General features: G+C 40.2%; 11 protein-coding genes, 3 tRNA genes, 2 rRNA genes, 1 other RNA gene, 4 pseudogenes and 1 other annotated feature. Of the genes and pseudogenes, 4 read left to right on the top strand and 17 right to left on the bottom strand.

What is annotated here, in order from left to right; genetic code table 11:
- Window positions 1–51 precede the first annotated feature (51 nt).
- The 11 genes and pseudogenes from MVE64_RS13655 to tadA all read right to left on the bottom strand — a co-directional run bounded on the left by MVE64_RS13655 (window position 52) and on the right by tadA (window position 9,382).
- A 23S ribosomal RNA gene (locus MVE64_RS13655) occupies window positions 52–2,984 on the bottom strand.
- A 114-nt stretch (window positions 2,985–3,098) separates the two neighbouring features.
- Window positions 3,099–3,174: transfer RNA gene (locus tag MVE64_RS13650), tRNA-Ala, on the bottom strand.
- A 22-nt stretch (window positions 3,175–3,196) separates the two neighbouring features.
- Window positions 3,197–3,273: transfer RNA gene (locus MVE64_RS13645), tRNA-Ile, on the bottom strand.
- 72 nt (window positions 3,274–3,345) lie between these two features.
- A 16S ribosomal RNA gene (locus tag MVE64_RS13640) occupies window positions 3,346–4,895 on the bottom strand.
- Together the 16S and 23S rRNA genes with 2 tRNA genes alongside form the textbook arrangement of a ribosomal RNA operon.
- Window positions 4,896–5,191: 296 nt before the next feature.
- Window positions 5,192–5,458, bottom strand: a complete 267-nt coding sequence (locus MVE64_RS13635; RefSeq protein ID WP_247338996.1) for a pro-sigmaK processing inhibitor BofA family protein — start codon at window positions 5,456–5,458, stop codon at window positions 5,192–5,194.
- Between the two features lie 83 nt (window positions 5,459–5,541).
- On the bottom strand, window positions 5,542–5,763 hold the full coding sequence (locus tag MVE64_RS13630) for a YaaL family protein (RefSeq protein WP_098798626.1): 222 nt from the start codon (window positions 5,761–5,763) through the stop codon (window positions 5,542–5,544).
- A 12-nt stretch (window positions 5,764–5,775) separates the two neighbouring features.
- A complete protein-coding gene (recR, locus tag MVE64_RS13625; RefSeq protein WP_247338995.1) occupies window positions 5,776–6,375 on the bottom strand; it encodes a recombination mediator RecR in 600 nt (199 codons plus the stop codon).
- A gap of 10 nt (window positions 6,376–6,385) precedes the next feature.
- A pseudogene (locus MVE64_RS13620) lies at window positions 6,386–6,710 on the bottom strand (YbaB/EbfC family nucleoid-associated protein).
- 19 nt (window positions 6,711–6,729) lie between these two features.
- A pseudogene (dnaX, locus tag MVE64_RS13615) lies at window positions 6,730–8,422 on the bottom strand (DNA polymerase III subunit gamma/tau).
- A gap of 122 nt (window positions 8,423–8,544) precedes the next feature.
- An RNA gene (ffs, locus tag MVE64_RS13610) (signal recognition particle sRNA large type) lies at window positions 8,545–8,808 on the bottom strand.
- A gap of 100 nt (window positions 8,809–8,908) precedes the next feature.
- Window positions 8,909–9,382: a tRNA adenosine(34) deaminase TadA gene (gene tadA / locus MVE64_RS13605; protein ID WP_247338994.1), complete on the bottom strand. Its 474-nt coding sequence runs from the start codon at window positions 9,380–9,382 to the stop codon at window positions 8,909–8,911.
- A gap of 67 nt (window positions 9,383–9,449) precedes the next feature.
- On the opposite strand from tadA, the gene MVE64_RS13600 reads away from it, so the two are divergent.
- The 4 genes and pseudogenes from MVE64_RS13600 (at window position 9,450) to MVE64_RS13585 (ending at window position 12,828) form a co-directional block, all read left to right on the top strand.
- Window positions 9,450–9,989, top strand: coding sequence for a cysteine hydrolase family protein (locus MVE64_RS13600; protein ID WP_247338993.1), 540 nt, complete (start codon window positions 9,450–9,452; stop codon window positions 9,987–9,989).
- A gap of 59 nt (window positions 9,990–10,048) precedes the next feature.
- Window positions 10,049–11,334: pseudogene (locus tag MVE64_RS13595) on the top strand (glycosyl hydrolase family 18 protein).
- Window positions 11,335–11,522: 188 nt separating this feature from the next.
- Window positions 11,523–12,182 (top strand): deoxynucleoside kinase, encoded by a 660-nt coding sequence (locus tag MVE64_RS13590; protein WP_247347052.1) that lies wholly within the window; start codon window positions 11,523–11,525, stop codon window positions 12,180–12,182.
- Window positions 12,160–12,828 carry a deoxynucleoside kinase gene (locus tag MVE64_RS13585; protein WP_247338992.1) on the top strand — a complete coding sequence of 223 codons (669 nt, stop codon included), beginning with the start codon at window positions 12,160–12,162 and terminating at the stop codon, window positions 12,826–12,828. The genes MVE64_RS13590 and MVE64_RS13585 overlap by 23 nt, the downstream gene beginning before the upstream one ends.
- Window positions 12,829–13,000: 172 nt before the next feature.
- On the opposite strand, the gene MVE64_RS13580 is transcribed toward MVE64_RS13585, so the two are convergent.
- The 6 genes and pseudogenes from MVE64_RS13580 to guaB form a co-directional block, all read right to left on the bottom strand.
- Window positions 13,001–13,092: transfer RNA gene (locus MVE64_RS13580), tRNA-Ser, on the bottom strand.
- Between the two features lie 108 nt (window positions 13,093–13,200).
- Complete coding sequence (gene serS, locus MVE64_RS13575; protein ID WP_247338991.1) at window positions 13,201–14,484, bottom strand: serine--tRNA ligase; 1,284 nt, start codon at window positions 14,482–14,484, stop codon at window positions 13,201–13,203.
- Between the two features lie 56 nt (window positions 14,485–14,540).
- Window positions 14,541–14,760, bottom strand: a binding site (T-box leader).
- Between the two features lie 63 nt (window positions 14,761–14,823).
- Window positions 14,824–15,399, bottom strand: coding sequence for a pyridoxal 5'-phosphate synthase glutaminase subunit PdxT (pdxT, locus tag MVE64_RS13570; protein WP_247338990.1), 576 nt, complete (start codon window positions 15,397–15,399; stop codon window positions 14,824–14,826).
- Window positions 15,400–15,417: 18 nt separating this feature from the next.
- Complete coding sequence (pdxS, locus tag MVE64_RS13565; protein WP_098798635.1) at window positions 15,418–16,305, bottom strand: pyridoxal 5'-phosphate synthase lyase subunit PdxS; 888 nt, start codon at window positions 16,303–16,305, stop codon at window positions 15,418–15,420.
- Window positions 16,306–16,571: 266 nt separating this feature from the next.
- Window positions 16,572–17,930 (bottom strand): D-alanyl-D-alanine carboxypeptidase family protein, encoded by a 1,359-nt coding sequence (locus MVE64_RS13560; protein WP_247338989.1) that lies wholly within the window; start codon window positions 17,928–17,930, stop codon window positions 16,572–16,574.
- A 172-nt stretch (window positions 17,931–18,102) separates the two neighbouring features.
- Window positions 18,103–19,567 (bottom strand): annotated as a pseudogene (gene guaB, locus MVE64_RS13555) (IMP dehydrogenase).
- Window positions 19,568–19,582 lie beyond the last annotated feature (15 nt).

Raw genomic sequence — 19,582 nt, 5'->3', positions numbered from 1 at the left:
AAAACTAGATAACGATTCACAATTCAATTCACTGAGCTAACGCTCTTTTATTAGGTTAAGTCCTCGATCGATTAGTATCAGTCAGCTCCACACGTCACCGCGCTTCCACCTCTGACCTATCAACCTGATCATCTTTCAGGGATCTTACTCACTAATGTGATGGGAAATCTCATCTTGAGGGGGGCTTCATGCTTAGATGCTTTCAGCACTTATCCCTTCCGCACATAGCTACCCAGCTATGCCTTTGGCAAGACAACTGGTACACCAGCGGTGCGTCCATCCCGGTCCTCTCGTACTAAGGACAGCTCCTCTCAAATTTCCTACGCCCACGACGGATAGGGACCGAACTGTCTCACGACGTTCTGAACCCAGCTCGCGTACCGCTTTAATGGGCGAACAGCCCAACCCTTGGGACCGACTACAGCCCCAGGATGCGATGAGCCGACATCGAGGTGCCAAACCTCCCCGTCGATGTGGACTCTTGGGGGAGATAAGCCTGTTATCCCCGGGGTAGCTTTTATCCGTTGAGCGATGGCCCTTCCATGCGGAACCACCGGATCACTAAGGCCCGACTTTCGTCCCTGCTCGACTTGTAGGTCTCGCAGTCAAGCTCCCTTGTGCCTTTACACTCTACGAATGATTTCCAACCATTCTGAGGGAACCTTTGGGCGCCTCCGTTACATTTTAGGAGGCGACCGCCCCAGTCAAACTGCCCACCTGACACTGTCTCCCAGCCCGATCAGGGCTGTGGGTTAGAATTTCAATACAGCCAGGGTAGTATCCCACCGACGCCTCCACCGAAGCTAGCGCTCCGGCTTCTCAGGCTCCTACCTATCCTGTACAAGCTGTACCAAAATTCAATATCAGGCTACAGTAAAGCTCCACGGGGTCTTTCCGTCCTGTCGCGGGTAACCTGCATCTTCACAGGTACTATAATTTCACCGAGTCTCTCGTTGAGACAGTGCCCAGATCGTTACGCCTTTCGTGCGGGTCGGAACTTACCCGACAAGGAATTTCGCTACCTTAGGACCGTTATAGTTACGGCCGCCGTTTACTGGGGCTTCGGTTCAAAGCTTCGCTTGCGCTAACCTCTCCCCTTAACCTTCCAGCACCGGGCAGGCGTCGCCCCCTATACTTCGCCTTGCGGCTTCGCAGAGACCTGTGTTTTTGCTAAACAGTCGCCTGGGCCTATTCACTGCGGCTTTTCCGGGCTATTCACCCTAAAAAGCACCCCTTCTCCCGAAGTTACGGGGTCATTTTGCCGAGTTCCTTAACGAGAGTTCTCTCGCTCACCTTAGGATTCTCTCCTCGCCTACCTGTGTCGGTTTGCGGTACGGGCACCTCTCACCTCGCTAGAGGCTTTTCTTGGCAGTGTGGAATCAGGAACTTCGGTACTATAGTTCCCTCGCCATCACAGCTCAGCCTTATGTGACAACGGGATTTGCCTCGTTGTCAGCCTAACTGCTTGGACGCGCATATCCAACAGCGCGCTTACCCTATCCTTCTGCGTCCCCCCATTGCTCAAATGGTGAGGAGGTGGTACAGGAATTTCAACCTGTTGGCCATCGCCTACGCCTTTCGGCCTCGGCTTAGGTCCCGACTAACCCTGAGCGGACGAGCCTTCCTCAGGAAACCTTAGGCATTCGGTGGAGGGGATTCTCACCCCTCTTTCGCTACTCATACCGGCATTCTCACTTCTAAGCGCTCCACCAGTCCTTACGGTCTGGCTTCACAGCCCTTAGAACGCTCTCCTACCACTGTTCGTAAGAACAGTCCACAGCTTCGGTGATACGTTTAGGCCCCGGTACATTTTCGGCGCAGAGTCACTCGACCAGTGAGCTATTACGCACTCTTTAAATGGTGGCTGCTTCTAAGCCAACATCCTGGTTGTCTAAGCAACTCCACATCCTTTTCCACTTAACGTATACTTTGGGACCTTAGCTGGTGGTCTGGGCTGTTTCCCTCTTGACTACGGATCTTATCACTCGCAGTCTGACTCCTGAACATAAGTCTTTGGCATTCGGAGTTTGACTGAATTCGGTAACCCGATGGGGGCCCCTAGTCCAATCAGTGCTCTACCTCCAAGACTCTCATTTCAAGGCTAGCCCTAAAGCTATTTCGGAGAGAACCAGCTATCTCCAAGTTCGATTGGAATTTCTCCGCTACCCACACCTCATCCCCGCACTTTTCAACGTGCGTGGGTTCGGGCCTCCATTCAGTGTTACCTGAACTTCACCCTGGACATGGGTAGATCACCTGGTTTCGGGTCTACGACCACGTACTATGCACGCCCTATTCAGACTCGCTTTCGCTGCGGCTCCGTCTTATCAACTTAACCTTGCACGGGATCGTAACTCGCCGGTTCATTCTACAAAAGGCACGCCATTACCCATTAACGGGCTTTGACTACTTGTAGGCACACGGTTTCAGGATCTCTTTCACTCCCCTTCCGGGGTGCTTTTCACCTTTCCCTCACGGTACTGGTTCACTATCGGTCACTAGGGAGTATTTAGCCTTGGGAGATGGTCCTCCCTGCTTCCGACGGGATTTCACGTGTCCCGCCGTACTCAGGATCCACTCTGGAGGGAACGAAGTTTCAACTACAGGGTTGTTACCTTCTTTGACGGGCCTTTCCAGACCTCTTCATTTACTCCGTTCCTTTGTAACTCCGTATAGAGTGTCCTACAACCCCAAGAGGCAAGCCTCTTGGTTTGGGCTTCTTCCGTTTCGCTCGCCGCTACTCAGGAAATCGCGTTTGCTTTCTCTTCCTCCGGGTACTTAGATGTTTCAGTTCCCCGGGTCTGCCTTTAATACCCTATGTATTCAGGTAAAAATACTACTCCATTACGAGCAGTGGGTTTCCCCATTCGGAAATCTCCGGATCAAAGCTTACTTACAGCTCCCCGAAGCATATCGGTGTTAGTACCGTCCTTCATCGGCTCCTAGTGCCAAGGCATCCACCGTGCGCCCTTAACAACTTAACCTTTGACATCGAAGATGTCGTTTAAATCAATTATTAAGAGAATCACTAAACTAAGCGTTTAAACTCAGTGAATTACTTGAATTGTTATCGTTATCTAGTTTTCAAGGAACATATTTGGTGGAGCCTAGCGGGATCGAACCGCTGACCTCCTGCGTGCAAAGCAGGCGCTCTCCCAGCTGAGCTAAGGCCCCATTTTTCATTATTTTTTTGAGATGGTGGGCCTAAATGGACTCGAACCATCGACCTCACGCTTATCAGGCGTGCGCTCTAACCAGCTGAGCTATAGGCCCATCTCTATATAGAAAGAAAACAAAGTTCTCTCAAAACTAAACAAAATACCAAGCGTGTCTCATTTTCCTTAGAAAGGAGGTGATCCAGCCGCACCTTCCGATACGGCTACCTTGTTACGACTTCACCCCAATCATCTGTCCCACCTTAGGCGGCTGGCTCCTTACGGTTACCCCACCGACTTCGGGTGTTACAAACTCTCGTGGTGTGACGGGCGGTGTGTACAAGGCCCGGGAACGTATTCACCGCGGCATGCTGATCCGCGATTACTAGCGATTCCGGCTTCATGCAGGCGAGTTGCAGCCTGCAATCCGAACTGAGAATGGTTTTATGGGATTGGCTTGACCTCGCGGTCTTGCAGCCCTTTGTACCATCCATTGTAGCACGTGTGTAGCCCAGGTCATAAGGGGCATGATGATTTGACGTCATCCCCACCTTCCTCCGGTTTGTCACCGGCAGTCACCTTAGAGTGCCCAACTGAATGCTGGCAACTAAGATCAAGGGTTGCGCTCGTTGCGGGACTTAACCCAACATCTCACGACACGAGCTGACGACAACCATGCACCACCTGTCACTTCGTCCCCCGAAGGGGAACCTTCTATCTCTAGAAGTAGCGAAGGATGTCAAGACCTGGTAAGGTTCTTCGCGTTGCTTCGAATTAAACCACATGCTCCACCGCTTGTGCGGGCCCCCGTCAATTCCTTTGAGTTTCAGTCTTGCGACCGTACTCCCCAGGCGGAGTGCTTAATGCGTTTGCTGCAGCACTAAAGGGCGGAAACCCTCTAACACTTAGCACTCATCGTTTACGGCGTGGACTACCAGGGTATCTAATCCTGTTCGCTCCCCACGCTTTCGCGCCTCAGCGTCAGTTACAGACCAGAGAGTCGCCTTCGCCACTGGTGTTCCTCCACATCTCTACGCATTTCACCGCTACACGTGGAATTCCACTCTCCTCTTCTGCACTCAAGTTCCCCAGTTTCCAATGACCCTCCACGGTTGAGCCGTGGGCTTTCACATCAGACTTAAGAAACCGCCTGCGCGCGCTTTACGCCCAATAATTCCGGACAACGCTTGCCACCTACGTATTACCGCGGCTGCTGGCACGTAGTTAGCCGTGGCTTTCTGGTTAGGTACCGTCAAGGTACCAGCAGTTACTCTGGTACTTGTTCTTCCCTAACAACAGAACTTTACGACCCGAAGGCCTTCATCGTTCACGCGGCGTTGCTCCGTCAGACTTTCGTCCATTGCGGAAGATTCCCTACTGCTGCCTCCCGTAGGAGTCTGGGCCGTGTCTCAGTCCCAGTGTGGCCGATCACCCTCTCAGGTCGGCTACGCATCGTCGCCTTGGTGAGCCGTTACCTCACCAACTAGCTAATGCGCCGCGGGTCCATCTGTAAGTGATAGCCGAAACCATCTTTCAATTTTGAACCATGCGGTTCAAAATGTTATCCGGTATTAGCTCCGGTTTCCCGGAGTTATCCCAATCTTACAGGCAGGTTACCCACGTGTTACTCACCCGTCCGCCGCTAACCTCAGGGAGCAAGCTCCCATTGGTTCGCTCGACTTGCATGTATTAGGCACGCCGCCAGCGTTCGTCCTGAGCCAGGATCAAACTCTCCAATAAAGAGTTGATATAGCTCATAAAAGTTTGTACTATATAGTACGTTTTTTGTTAATCGAAATTAACTTTTGCACGCTTGGTTTTGTTTAGTTTTCAAAGAACTTTTCCCGCCTCATCAGAAGCGACTTTAATATAATATCACGTTAACTTCCTTTTAGTCAACAACTTTTTAAAAATATTTTCAAAAGATGTTTTCTAAGAAGTAAGCTACCCTTTTTCAAAGACGAATACTAATATAACACCCTCTTTAAAACATGTCAACACAAAAAGAAAAACAAATGGATATCCCCACTTGTTTTTTAAGCAATAATAAATGTTTTTATAACGATTAGCGCTGCTAATCCGGGGATTCCCAATATCCCAGAGATACTTGATGTTATTAGATTAATTGGAATATGCAAGTCTATGCTTGTACCAAATGCATTTACAAAAAATAATAATAGTGCTCCAATTATAATCTTAACAAACAGTTGACCGATCCATTGAATGGGTTTAATCGGTGCTCCGACAAACAATAGAATCAATACGAGTCCACCCAATATAGAAAAAACTATAATAGGATCCATTTCACCACTCCCTTTTATCCTCTTACTATAAAAGATATGGAAGGGAGTTTAAAAATAGAACAAGCTATAATAGATAACATCTACTATAGCTTGCCAATTTTAATGTTTCGGTTTTTTGCTTCCTTTAATAAAAAGAAGTATTTCGCTTCTGCTACTTTTAATTCATAGAGTACCTCAGGAGAAGGTTCAACACTTTTATCAATCAGTTGCTTTTGCCGATTCCACTCTTTCTTCTTCAGAAGTAAATTTTGAATCAGTTGTTGATCATATTGATTCCTCAGCCACCCTTTACGGCGAAAAAGCATCTAATCCCCCCTTTACAGCTCTCTTCTTCCTTCTAGTGCTTTTGATAGGGTTACTTCATCAGCATATTCCAAATCTCCACCTACCGGTAAACCATGTGCAATTCTAGTTAGTTTAATACCTGATGGCTTTAATAACCTTGAAATATACATCGCGGTTGCTTCCCCTTCAATATTAGGGTTAGTTGCTAAAATTACTTCTTGTATTACATCATCTTGAAGTCTTTTTAAAAGTTCCGGTATTTTTATATCTTCAGGTCCGATCCCTTCCATCGGAGAAATCGAGCCATGAAGTACATGGTACAATTTCCCGTTATATTCTTTCATTTTCTCCATAGCGATCACATCTTTAGGATCTTGAACAACACACACAATGCTTTTATCACGACGGTCATTTTCGCATATATAACAAGGATCCTGATCTGTAATATGACCACAAACAGAGCAGTACGATAAATTCCGCTTGGCATTAACTAGAGCCTTTGCGAAATCCAAGACCACATCTTCTTTCATATTTAATACAAAAAAAGCCAGTCGAACGGCCGTTTTCGGACCGATTCCTGGCAATTTCATAAAGCTATCAATTAGCTTTGATATTGGTTCAGGATAATGCATAATAATCCTCCTAGAACATTCCCGGTAGATTCATTCCTTTTGTAAATTGTCCCATTGTTTCATTTGTTAAATCGTCCATCTTTTTAAGTGCATCATTTGTAGCAGCTAACACTAAGTCTTGAAGCATTTCGATATCTTCTGGATCTACTACTTCTTCTTTAATGTTAACTTCTACTATTTCCTTTTGACCATTAACAACAACTGTTACCATTCCGCCACCAGCAGTACCTTCTACTGTTTTTTCAGCAAGTTCTTCTTGAGGCTTTTGCCATATCCTTTTGCATTTTTTGCATTTGCTTCATCATCTTTTGCATATTACCCATTCCGCCACGCATCATTTTACATTCCTCCAATTTAATCTTTTATTTCAATAAGTTCATTTCCTACTAATTTTCTTGCTTCAGCAATTAAGGGATCTTCTTCCCCGCTTTCTTGCTGATTTTGCTCATCATCTTTTTGATCTTTAAGAAATTCCTTCCTTATTTTACCCCAATCATGTTCCGGAACGCCAACCATTTCCATATTCTTGCCGACTAATTCCTGTAAAATCATTTCTAAGTTTGTTCGAACATTATTATTATTTTCAGCTACCATTTTACAATGAATTTCAAATTTGAATTTCAAAACAAATGCATGATCTGATGCTGCTACAGGTTCACTATCATTTAGTAGCGCCGCATGGGATACCTTGTTTTGGCGTCTTAACATCTCTAGCAGCTCTGCCCAGCGTCCTTTAATTATCTCTAAGTCTTTTCTTGTAGCGTTTTTAAGGATCTCTTGAATTCTTCCTTCTGGTGTTTTATACCCACCACTCTTCATCGAACGCGGCTTCGGTTCAGACCCTGTTGCAGCCTGCTGTGGGGCTGAGATACCTTGCTGTTTTATTCGGTTTATTTCTGACTGTAAATTGTTTATCTTATCTAGTAGTGCTTGATACCCCTCTTCATTAGGCTGAGAAGTAGTATGAGTGTTTTGACAGAGCTTCACAAGTGCTACCTCTAAAAAAATTCGTGGATGGTTTGTCCATTTCATCTCTTGCTGACTTTTACTTAAAACATCAATCGTTTCATAGATATCAGCAGAAGGAATTTCTTTTGAGAGCTGAATAAATTGCTCATCAACTGATACTCGTTCAAGTACATCCTCTAACGTTGGTGCAGTCTGGTAAAGAAGCATGTCTCGGTAATAAAAAATGAAATCTTCAATAAATCTACTTGGATCTTTACCTTGATACATAAGTTGGTCAAGTGCTTGCAAGGCAATTGTCACATCTTTTTGATGAATAGCATCTGCCATTTTCCCGATAATCTTGAGAGACAGATCCGGTAATTAGCAAAGCTTCATCAATACTTACCTGCTCATCACTATAAGATATCGCTTGATCCAGGAGACTTAATGCATCACGCATACCACCATCAGCAGCTCTTGCTATTACATCTAGAGCCGCTTCTTCTACATTGACCTGTTGATTATGTATGATTTCTTTCATTCTCCCTACAATAGCAGATGCTGTAATTCTCCTAAAATCAAAGCGTTGACAGCGAGAGATGATTGTTAGCGGAATCTTATGTGGTTCTGTTGTAGCTAAGATAAAAATCACATGCTTAGGAGGCTCTTCTAGCGTTTTAAGTAAGGCATTAAAAGCTCCAATCGATAACATATGAACTTCATCGACTATATATACCTTGTATTGTACAGATGATGGTGCATACTTTACTTTATCTCTTATATCCCTTATTTCATCAACACCGTTATTAGATGCAGCATCGATCTCAATTACGTCAGAAATTGATCCGTTTGTGATTCCTTTACAAGCAGCACACTCATTACATGGCTCCGCAACTGGAGCCTTTTCACAGTTCACTGCTTTTGCAAAGATTTTCGCTGCACTTGTTTTCCCTGTTCCACGTGGTCCAGAAAAAAGATAAGCATGTGAAAATTTATTTTGTAATAGGGCATTTTGTAAGGTTTTAGTAATATGTTCTTGTCCAACTACATCATGAAATAGCTGTGGTCGAAAAACACGATATAGAGCTTGATAACCCACAAAAACGTCTCCCTTCTTCTTCTTCCTTTTTATTATAACAACCAACGGAAAATTTACAAAGTTGTTTATATATAAATAAAAAACTCACCCTATAAGAGTGAGTTTTATTTTAAAATTAACTGCCGTGCACCTTCTGTCGATTAGCCACCATAGGCGTTACTCAAGCAGTTAGCTCGGCTCAGGCAACCCTGCGGCACATGAGAGCTTCCACTTAATGCTGCTTCCTTCCGGACCTGACATGGTTCATGGATTCCCATTGCGCAGGACCCAAGCGTCAACACCACTTACTTGAGGCAGCCCTACAGTGTTCTAACCTCTAGAAGGGATTCGGCCTCGCTAGAGCGGATTGCGAGTACAGGGCACCGCTACCTCCCCGCTTAGCACGGCAAAATTGATACCATATTTAGTTGCGCCGTTTGTCCGACGCATGTATTAGTATATATCCTTCTCATATAAAATGCAATGGTTAGACTTTGTAAGTTTTTGTCATGTGTTTTTTTCTTTCTTTTTCTTCTCTCTTAACTCACGAAAAAAAGAACTGAGCATTCCACTACATTCCTGCTCTTCAATTCCTTTTGTGACTTCAACTTGGTGGTTAAATCTCTCCTCCTGAAGTAAGTTCATTAGAGTACCTGCACATCCACCCTTTGGGTCAGAAGCACCGTAAACAACTCTCTTTATCCTTGAAAGGACAATGGCACCAGCACACATAGGACAAGGTTCTAATGTAACATATAGTGTAGCATCTTCTAATCTCCAAGAATCTACTTCCTTACACGCTTGGTCAATCGCTAAAATTTCAGCATGAGCAATCGATCGTTGTTCGGTTTCCCTCAAGTTATGAGCAACACCCACAACAACATCATTCAAAACAATCACTGCTCCAATTGGAACTTCTCCAATTTCTTTTGCTTTTCTTGCCTCTTCTAAAGCTATCTTCATAAAGTGTTGATCATTCATACTTGAGTTACTCCTTATAGAATTTGTGAATTTGTTCATCCTATTGTGTAAAAAGGAGAATTGATCAATGGAAACAAAAAGTGAACAAGCACTCCTCATTATAGATATGATCAATGATTTTCAATTTCATAATGGACCTAACTTAGCTAAACAAGCTGATACCATCTCACATAACATTCTTTCTCTGAAGGAAAACATGAAAAAGAACGGCTCTCCGATTATTTATATCAATGATCATTATAAACTATGGCAAGCCAACTTTGAAAAGATTGCAGCAAAGTGCAGGAATTCATTAAGTGAAAATATCATTCATCGCCTTTTCCCTAATGATGATGAGTATTTTTTGATTAAACCAAAACATTCTGCTTTTTATGGGACAGCATTGAACACCCTTTTATATAGCTTAAATATTAAGGAACTTGTTATTACAGGGATTGCCGGGAATATATGTGTCCTGTTTACAGCTAATGATGCATATATGAGAGAATATCGGATTACTGTTCCTTCTGATTGCATTGCCTCTAATACAGAGGAAGATAATGATTTTGCATTAAAAATGATGAAACATATCCTTAAAGCCTCAATTATTGAGTCTAAAAATAGCTGACATGTATTGAGCCTCCTTCACATATGATGTACTAAAATGTTTTTGTGAGGAGGTTAGACATGCAAATACATATTGTCCAGCAAGGACAAAGTTTGTATGGTATTGCACAGGCCTATAATACAACTGTAAATGAAATCGTCCGAACAAATGAATTACCAAACCCTAATAATCTAGTTATCGGTCAAGCGATTGTTATTCCTATTAAAGGAAGGTTTTATTGGGTCCAGCCGGAGACAGCTTATTTTCAATAGCCCAAAGATATGGCTATTCAGCTGCAGAGTTAGCTAGAGTCAATAATCTTAATGTGAATCAGCCACTTTCACCTGGATTCAGATTATATATACCTGAAGGACAAAAAAGATCTGTAGAATCCAATGCCTATATTGAGCCTAGAGGTACAAGTGTAGCTGCTAACCTTGAGCAAGCAGCTCGTGAGGCTGCACCATATTTAACATACTTGGGTCCTTTTAGCTTTCAAATACAGAGAGATGGTTCATTAAAAGAACCATTATTAAATAACTTTCCGGAGATTGCCCGACAAAATGGCGTCACATTAATGATGGCCATCACTAACTTAGAAAATGATCAATTTAGTGATGAATTAGGTAGAATTGTTTTAACAAACATGGATATACAAAATAAACTGTTAGATAATATCGTAAGAACAGCAAAGAAATATGGATTTAGAGACATTCATTTTGACATGGAGTATTTAAGACCTCAAGATCGTGAGGCATACAATCAATTTTTAAGAAAAGCAAAGGCTAGATTTAGTCAAGAAGGCTGGCTTCTATCAACAGCTTTAGCTCCTAAAACGAGTGCAGATCAAAAAGGGAAATGGTATGAAGGACACGATTACAAGGCACATGGTCAAATTGTTGACTTCGTTGTTATTATGACATATGAATGGGGATACAGCGCTGGACCTCCATTAGCAGTATCACCAATTGGTCCTGTTCGTGAAGTGTTAGAATATGCGATTAGTGAAATGCCTAGTCGAAAAATTATGATGGGTCAAAACTTATATGGATATGACTGGACACTTCCATTTGTGGCTGGAGGTCAATACGCAAAGGCAGTTAGTCCTCAACAAGCTATCCAATTAGCAAGTACGAACAACGTACCAATTCGATATGATCAAGAAGCACAAGCACCTCATTTTAATTATACTGATGCTGCTGGCAAAGAACATAAAGTCTGGTTTGAAGATGCAAGGTCCATTCAAGCTAAATTTGATTTGATTAAAAAGTTAGATTTAAGAGGAATTAGCTATTGGAAACTCGGTTTAGCCTTCCCACAAAATTGGCTACTCCTTGCTGATAACTTCGAAATTGAGAAGAAATAATTTTTCATTGAAGTACTCATTATCAGATGAGTACTTTTTTTGGTTAATTTTAAGTAAACTGTAAGTGATTGTGAAATAAATATAGAAAAAGAAAGCAAACAATTTATTTTTAACTCAAAATGGGTTTTGCATGGTAAAATGAAATTTGTCGATTTTTAGTATAGGTGTTTCGTTTTAAAGGAGGACCCATTATGAATATACCCTTTATTACAGTAGAGGGACCAATTGGTGTTGGGAAAACATCATTGTCAAAAGCAATTGCTGATTATTATCAGTTTCATCTATTAAAAGAAATTGTTGAGGAAAATCCTTTCTTAGGAAAGTTTTACGCTGATATTGAAGAGTGGAGTTTTCAAACGGAAATGTTCTTTCTTTGCAATCGTTATAAACAATTAGAAGATATCGATAAGAAATATCTCCAAGCAGGTAAATCAGTTGTAGCGGATTATCACATTTATAAAAATCTTATTTTTGCTAAACGTACGCTTAAAAATGAGCAGTATGATAAATACTTGAAAATCTATGATATTTTAACGGATGGAATGCCGAAACCAAATATCATTATTTATTTAAGTGCTAGTTTAGATACTCTACTTAGTAGAATTGCAAAAAGGGGTCGTGAAATCGAACATCAAATCGATCCAAGCTATTTGCAACAACTCACAGAAGACTACGAGATCGCTATGACACAATGGGAAAAAGAAAATCCATCCATTCCTATTATTCGTTTTAATGGAGATACATTAGATTTTGTTCAAAATAAACAAGACCTAACCTATATATTCAATACATTGAATCAGTATTTGCAAAAAGGAGTAACAATAGATGAATTTACGAGAAAAATATAATATTCCAAACAACGCTGTGATTACTATTGCAGGTACCGTTGGTGTAGGAAAGTCAACTATGACAAAAGCTCTGGCAAAGGAGCTTGATTTTAAAACATCATTTGAGAAAGTTGATTCTAATCCGTATCTTGATAAATTTTACGCAGATTTCGAAAGATGGAGCTTTCATTTACAAATCTATTTCCTTGCAGAACGCTTTAAAGAGCAAAAAAAGATTTTTGAATATGGCGGAGGTTTTATTCAGGATCGTTCCATATATGAAGACACTGGAATCTTCGCAAAGATGCATTACGAAAAAGGAACAATGTCTGAAGTAGATTATGAAACATATCGAAATTTATTTGATGCGATGGTTATGACTCCTTATTTCCCACATCCTGACCTTCTGATCTATCTTGAAGGAAGTTTAGACGATATATTATCTCGAATTAAATTACGTGGACGAGCTATGGAGCAGCAAACTCCCGTAGAATATTGGCAAGAGATGCACCAGCGTTATGAGGATTGGATTAATAATTTTAACGCTTGTCCTGTTTTACGTATTAACATTAATGATTACGACATTATGACAAATGGTCAGTCCATTGAACCGATTATTGAAAGAATTGGCTATTTTATTGAGCAAACAAAATTTCTTAAAAAATAAGATACAATAAAAAAGGCATTTAGGAACAGAAATTCTGATCTTAAATGCCTTTTACTTTTTCAATCTAATGTAAAGCCCTTACAAAGGGTAATAAAAAAAACCGTTACTATGTAACGATTTTCATCAATCTCCCATATTTTATGCGCTAATATGAGAACTATTTATAATATTATGGAGGAGGAAAGGGGATTCGAACCCCTGCGGCTTTGACACCCCTGTCGGTTTTCAAGACCGATCCCTTCAGCCGGACTTGGGTATTCCTCCTTGTTGACAAGATATAATTTATCATAAGATATATATACTTGTCAACAATTCTTTTGAAAAAACTTTTATTTTATTAAAAACCTCAAATTTCTTTCTAAATCTTCGTTTTTATTCTACAACAGATATACGTTCTTTATTTCCCATATACGGTCTTAATACTTCTGGAATAATGACTGATCCATCTTCTTGTTGATAATTTTCTAAAATAGCAGCAACAGTACGACCAATTGCTAAACCAGATCCATTTAATGTGTGAACATGCTCAACTTTTGCTTTGGCTTCTCTTCTGAATCGAATATTCGCACGTCTAGCTTGGAATGCCTCAAAATTACTACAAGAAGAGATTTCACGGTACGTTCCATAGCTTGGAATCCATACTTCTAAATCATACTTTTTCGCTGCTGTAAACCCAAGGTCAGCTGTACACATGCTCATAACACGATATGGTAGACCTATTAATTGAAGGACCTTTTCAGCATGACCAGTTAATTTTTCTAATTCCTCATAAGAATCCTCTGGTTTAACGAAACGAACAAGCTCTACTTTGTTAAACTGATGTTGACGAATTAATCCTCTTGTATCTCTACCAGCAGATCCAGCCTCTGAACGGAAATTTGCACTGAATGCGGCATAGCTGATTGGAAGTTGTTCTACATTAAGGATTTCCTCACGATGTAAATTTGTTACTGGGACTTCTGCCGTTGGAATTAAGAAATAGTCTTCTCCGACGATCTTAAAAGCATCTTCCTCAAACTTTGGTAATTGACCTGTTCCAGTCATACTATCTCTATTCACAATAAAAGGTGGCATGATTTCTGTATACCCGTGTTCCTCTACATGTAAATCAAGCATAAAGTTAAAGAGTGCTCTCTCTAATCTAGCTCCTAAACCACGATAGAATACAAAACGGCTACCAGTTACTTTAGCTGCTCTTTCAAAATCTAAGATTTGCAGACCATCTGCAATTTCCCAATGTGGTTTTGGTTCAAATGAGAATTTAGGGATCTCACCCCAATTTCGAGCTTCTACATTATCATCTTCTGTATCGCCAACAGGAACACTTTCATGAGGAATATTCGGGATAGATAATAGCAATTGCTCTAAAGCTGTTTCTACCTCACGTAGTTCATCATCATATCCTTTTATTTTTTCTCCTACATCTTTCATTTCACTAATAAGATGATCAGCATCCTGTTTTTCCCTTTTAAGTTGCGCTACCTGAGAAGATACTTCATTTCTTTTGCTTTTTAATTCTTCAGTAGCTGCGATAAGTTCTCTTCTTTTTTTATCAAGATCTTCAAATTTCCCAAAGTCAGTTAAATCCTCACCACGTTTGGCTAATTTTTGTTTTGCTTCATCCAAGTTAGCACGTAAAAATTTAATATCCAACATATTAACATTCTCCTTTTTAAGAAAATATATCTGAACACAAAAAACTCCCGTCCCATAAAAGGGACGAGAGTTACCCGCGTTGCCACCCTAGTTAAAAATACACATGTATTTTTCACTTAATGAATAACGGTCATAGCCGGAATAACCTACTTAAACTGTTGTTTGTTCAGCCATTCATTCAAGGATGGATTCGCAAGCATCTATCACCGATTTTCACCAGCCATCGGCTCTCTATAGATAGAACATCATGCTACTAGTTCCTATCATCATGTTTTCATATAATAGATTTAGTAAATAATTTACTATAAGTTTACAGCACTAGCAAGTTTTTTATACCTTTTATTTAGACTCTTTCACCATATTTATAAATAACTGAGTCATTCGGTGATCATCCGTTAATTCTGGATGAAATGAGCATCCAAGAAATTGCCCTTGTCTAGCAGCAACGATTCTTCCGTTATGTTTAGATAAAATCTCTACATCTTCTCCAACTTCCACAATATGTGGAGCTCGTATGAAGACACCAACAAAATCTTCACCAACACCGGTAATCATTAGCTCTGCTTCAAAGCTATCCTTTTGGCGACCAAAGGAGTTACGTTCTACTGTAACATCCAATAATCCTAAATGAGATTCAGTATAACCTACTAATTTTTTTGCTAACATAATTAAGCCTGCACATGTTCCGAACATAGGCTTACCTGATTCAGCAAAAGCTTTTAAAGGTTCCATGAAATTGTATTTATCAATTAAGCGACGCATTGTGGTGCTTTCTCCACCTGGAATAATTAAGCCGTCAAGGTCATCAAGTTGGTTTGTTGTCTTAACGACGATTCCTTCTGCACCACAAGCTTCGATTGAACGAATATGTTCTCGCACAGCACCTTGTAAACCTAAAACACCAATTTTCAGCATGTAAAAAACTCCTTTATCTTACCAACCACGCTCTTGCATTCTGTGTTCTGGTAAAAGGCTTGAGATTTCAATTCCTTGCATTGCAGATCCAAGTCCTTTTGATAGGCTAGCAATTAACTCATAATCTTGGAAGTGTGTTGTTGCTTCAACGATTGAACGAGCAAATTTTGCTGGATTTTCTGATTTAAAGATACCAGAACCAACGAATACACCGTCTGCTCCTAATTGCATCATTAATGCCGCATCAGCAGGAGTTGCTACACCACCAGCTGCGAAGTTAACAACAGGTAATTTACCTTCTTTTTTAATTTGAAGAAGCAGCTCAAATGGTGCACCAAGATTTTTTGCTTCAGTCATTAACTCATCTTCACTCATTGCTGCAACTTTACGAATTTGAGCATTTACTTTACGCATATGACGTACTGCTTCAACGATGTTACCAGTACCTGGCTCACCTTTTGTACGAAGCATTGAAGCACCTTCAGCAATACGGCGTGTTGCTTCACCAAGATCACGGCATCCACATACAAATGGAACTGTGAAATCACTTTTTAAAAGGTGATATTCTTCATCAGCTGGAGTTAATACTTCACTCTCATCAATGTAATCTACGCCCATAGCTTCAAGTATACGAGCTTCAACAATGTGACCGATACGAGCTTTTGCCATAACTGGAATAGATACAGCATTCATAACTTCCTCAACAATTGTAGGGTCAGCCATTCTTGCTACACCGCCTGCTGCACGAATGTCAGCTGGAACTCGCTCAAGTGCCATTACAGCAACAGCGCCTGCTTCCTCTGCAATCTTTGCTTGCTCTGCATTAACAACGTCCATGATGACGCCGCCTTTTTGCATTTCTGCCATTCCACGTTTTACGCGGTCAGTACCTGTATTGTTACTCATCTGTTTGTCCCCCTTATGTAATTTCCTATGTAATAGGATTTGTTTTAGCTATATGAAAAATTCATCTACGCTATATTTTATCCTAACTTCTAAAAAAATCCTATCAAAATAAATATAATTAGTAAAACAATTCCTATATGTTTCACTATTCTATTATTTTATACCAGAGATAATTTTCTATTATATACCTATTTCAGTCAAAATTTAATACTTTTTTATATTGTTTTCTCAAAACAAAAAAAGACCCCCATTGGGAGTCTTAGTATTTAAAACCAACCTTTAACTGTGTCCGTTACTGTTCCCCATAATCCACCAAAGAAACCGCCGATTCCTCTCATGGATAAAACAAACCAGTTTGCTTTTTCTACAGCTTCTTTTGTAACAAGATCTACTTGAGGAAGTTTATCTTTTTGAATATAGCTTAGTGCTTCACCTTCACCAGCATAATTCACAGTCATCGTTCCTACCTTTTGACCTTCCTTAACTGGAGCAGTCAATTCTCCTTCTTTCGTTAATTGACTAGAATCAATTTTATAAGATGCCTTATATGATTCTTCTTCTCCATTTTTCACAACAAGCGTAACAGCTTTTTTTGTTTCTACAGATACATTATCTTCTTTCCCTTTTACTACTGGGATCGTTGACTCTTTTTTAATCTGATAACCAGCAGGAAAAACTTCTTTTACTGTAAAATGATCAAACGCATAATTCAACATTTTTTCGGTTGCAAAGAAGCGAGGATTTTTAACATCTCCACCTCCATCTTCAGCCTTTGCATTCATAACAACTGTGATTACTCGCATACCGTTTTTTTCAGCAGTTGCTGTAAAGCAAGACCCTGCAGATGAAGTTGATCCAGTTTTCAACCCATCAACGCCTTCATAGCCGTAAACAAGACCTGGAAGCATCCAGTTCCAGTTTGGCATCTCTGTAGCATCGTCAGTTCCTTCTCTGAAGGTTTTTTTAGCAATACTAGCTGTTTTTAAAATATCAGGAAAGTCCTGAATCAATCGTTGTGATAACAGTGCCATATCTCGAGCAGAAACTTTACTCTCTGCATCTGCACTTGTTCCTTCAGGGTGCTTTCCAAGTAAGTCCTTATTTTCTAATCCTGTCGCATTAACAAATTCATAGTTTGTTAAACCTAATTCTTTTGCTTTATCATTCATCATTTTTACAAATGCCGTTTCGGATCCTGCAATTAACTCAGCCAGACCAATTGCTGCACCATTTGCAGAGTAAATTGCCATAGCCTCATATAATTCCTCTACATTGTATGAGCCATCGAGTCTTAATGGTACATTTGATAGATTACGATTTTGAGAAATTTTATACACATATTCAGTAGGTGTATATGTTTGGTCCCACTTAATTTTTCCATCTTTAATCGCTTCTAGCACCAGGTACTCTGTCATTACCTTTGCCATACTAGCGACTGGCAGCATTTCATCTATATTTTTACCATAAAGAATAGTACCTGTTGACTCTTCAATGATGATTGCAGAGCTTGCATTAATAGAAATAGGCTCTGCTGCCTGAGCATTTGAATAAGGGTAAAAAGACGTAATTACAAATGCAAAAGCAACGACAATTGCAATTAATTGTTTAATTCTCACGTTGTTCATTACCTCCATGTTTTTAGTTAATCTATTTAAAATTCAGTGAATGTTTGTCTCTATCTAGACACAACAAAATAGATTTTATCATAGAAAGGATAAAAAAATAGACAGAGTCATAGACTCTGTCAAATGTTATAGTTCTGTCATAATTGGTTTCTTTTTTATTTCAAAAGTCCTATTATAAAGAATAATTTGGGGCTTCTTTCGTAATTTGTACATCGTGTGGATGGCTTTCTTTTAAGCCTGCACCTGTCATACGAATGAATTGTGAGTTTTCCCTTAGTTCTTGAAGATCCTTCGTTCCACAATATCCCATTCCTGATCGGATACCACCAACAAGCTGATAAATTGTATCAGCTAAAGGACCTTTGTAAGGAGTTCTTCCTTCAATTCCTTCTGGAACAAACTTTTTATTATCTTCTTGGAAGTAACGGTCCTTACTTCCCTTTTCCATCGCTGCAACAGATCCCATTCCACGGTATACTTTAAATCGTCTTCCTTGGAAGATTTCAGTTGCTCCTGAAACTTTCAGAAGTACCTGCAAGCAAGCTTCCTAACATAACAGCATGGCCTCCAGCTGCAAGTGCTTTTACCATATCTCCAGAGTATTTAATTCCTCCGTCTGCGATAATGGAAACTCCATGTTTTCTAGCCTCAGTTGCACAATCATAAACAGCTGTAATTTGAGGAACACCTACTCCAGCTACAACCCTTGTTGTACAAATAGAACCAGGACCAATTCCAACTTTAACTACATTCGCTCCTGCTTCAATTAAATCTCTTGTAGCATCCGCTGTTGCGACATTACCAGCAATGATGTTTAATTCAGGATATTCTTTACGAATTGCTTTTACTGTTTCTAATACACCTTTAGAATGACCATGGGCAGTATCAACAACAATAGCATCTACATTTTTTTCAACCAACTTCTGTACACGTACCATTGTATCTGCTGTTACTCCTACTGCTGCAGCAACCACTAAACGACCATGTGAGTCTTTTGCTGAATGAGGGAACTCAATAACTTTTTCAATATCCTTAATTGTTATTAATCCTTTAAGTACACCATCTTCATCAACTAAAGGTAATTTCTCAATTTTATGTTTTTGTAAGATACTCTCGGCATCCTTTAATGTTGTTCCAACATCTGCAGTGACAAGATTTTCTTTTGTCATCACATCATAGATTTTTATTGAATAATCCTGAATAAACCTCATATCACGGTTTGTGATGATTCCAACTAATTTTTGTTCTTCGGGGTTATTTACAATTGGAACACCTGAAATTCTATATTTTCCCATTAAGTGCTCTGCATCAAACACTTGATGCTCTGGAGTTAAATAAAATGGATCAGTAATAACTCCTCTTTCAGATCTTTTTACTTTGTCCACTTGCTCTGCTTGTTGTTCGATTGACATGTTTTTATGGATAACACCCATGCCACCCTGTCTTGCAATGGCAATCGCTAATTCTGCTTCTGTTACTGTATCCATCCCAGCACTAATGATTGGGATATTTAGCGTTAAGCTTGGAGTTAATTGTACACTTAAATCAACATCTCTAGGTAAAACCTCTGATTTAGCTGGTACTAATAAAACATCATCAAAAGTTAAGCCTTCTTTAGAAAATTTTTGTTCCCACATAGTAAAATCCCCCTT

This window comes from Metabacillus endolithicus (genome assembly GCF_023078335.1).
GTDB classification, from domain to species: Bacteria; Bacillota; Bacilli; order Bacillales; family Bacillaceae; genus Metabacillus; species Metabacillus endolithicus.
The sequence above is the reverse complement of the archived record's forward strand: the minus strand, read 5'-3'. Positions and strand labels throughout refer to the sequence as shown.

Excerpts from the sequence above, each read along its gene's own strand:
- pdxS (WP_098798635.1), bottom strand. The coding sequence starts at position 16,305 with ATGAGTAACAATACAGGTACTGACCGCGTAAAACGTGGAATGGCAGAA.
- MVE64_RS13630 (WP_098798626.1), bottom strand. The coding sequence starts at position 5,763 with ATGCTTTTTCGCCGTAAAGGGTGGCTGAGGAATCAATATGATCAACAA.
- MVE64_RS13600 (WP_247338993.1), top strand. The coding sequence starts at position 9,450 with ATGGAAACAAAAAGTGAACAAGCACTCCTCATTATAGATATGATCAAT.
- serS (WP_247338991.1), bottom strand. The coding sequence starts at position 14,484 with ATGTTGGATATTAAATTTTTACGTGCTAACTTGGATGAAGCAAAACAA.
- pdxT (WP_247338990.1), bottom strand. The coding sequence starts at position 15,399 with ATGCTGAAAATTGGTGTTTTAGGTTTACAAGGTGCTGTGCGAGAACAT.
- tadA (WP_247338994.1), bottom strand. The coding sequence starts at position 9,382 with ATGAATGATCAACACTTTATGAAGATAGCTTTAGAAGAGGCAAGAAAA.
- MVE64_RS13560 (WP_247338989.1), bottom strand. The coding sequence starts at position 17,930 with ATGAACAACGTGAGAATTAAACAATTAATTGCAATTGTCGTTGCTTTT.
- MVE64_RS13585 (WP_247338992.1), top strand. The coding sequence starts at position 12,160 with ATGAATTTACGAGAAAAATATAATATTCCAAACAACGCTGTGATTACT.
- recR (WP_247338995.1), bottom strand. The coding sequence starts at position 6,375 with ATGCATTATCCTGAACCAATATCAAAGCTAATTGATAGCTTTATGAAA.
- MVE64_RS13635 (WP_247338996.1), bottom strand. The coding sequence starts at position 5,458 with ATGGATCCTATTATAGTTTTTTCTATATTGGGTGGACTCGTATTGATT.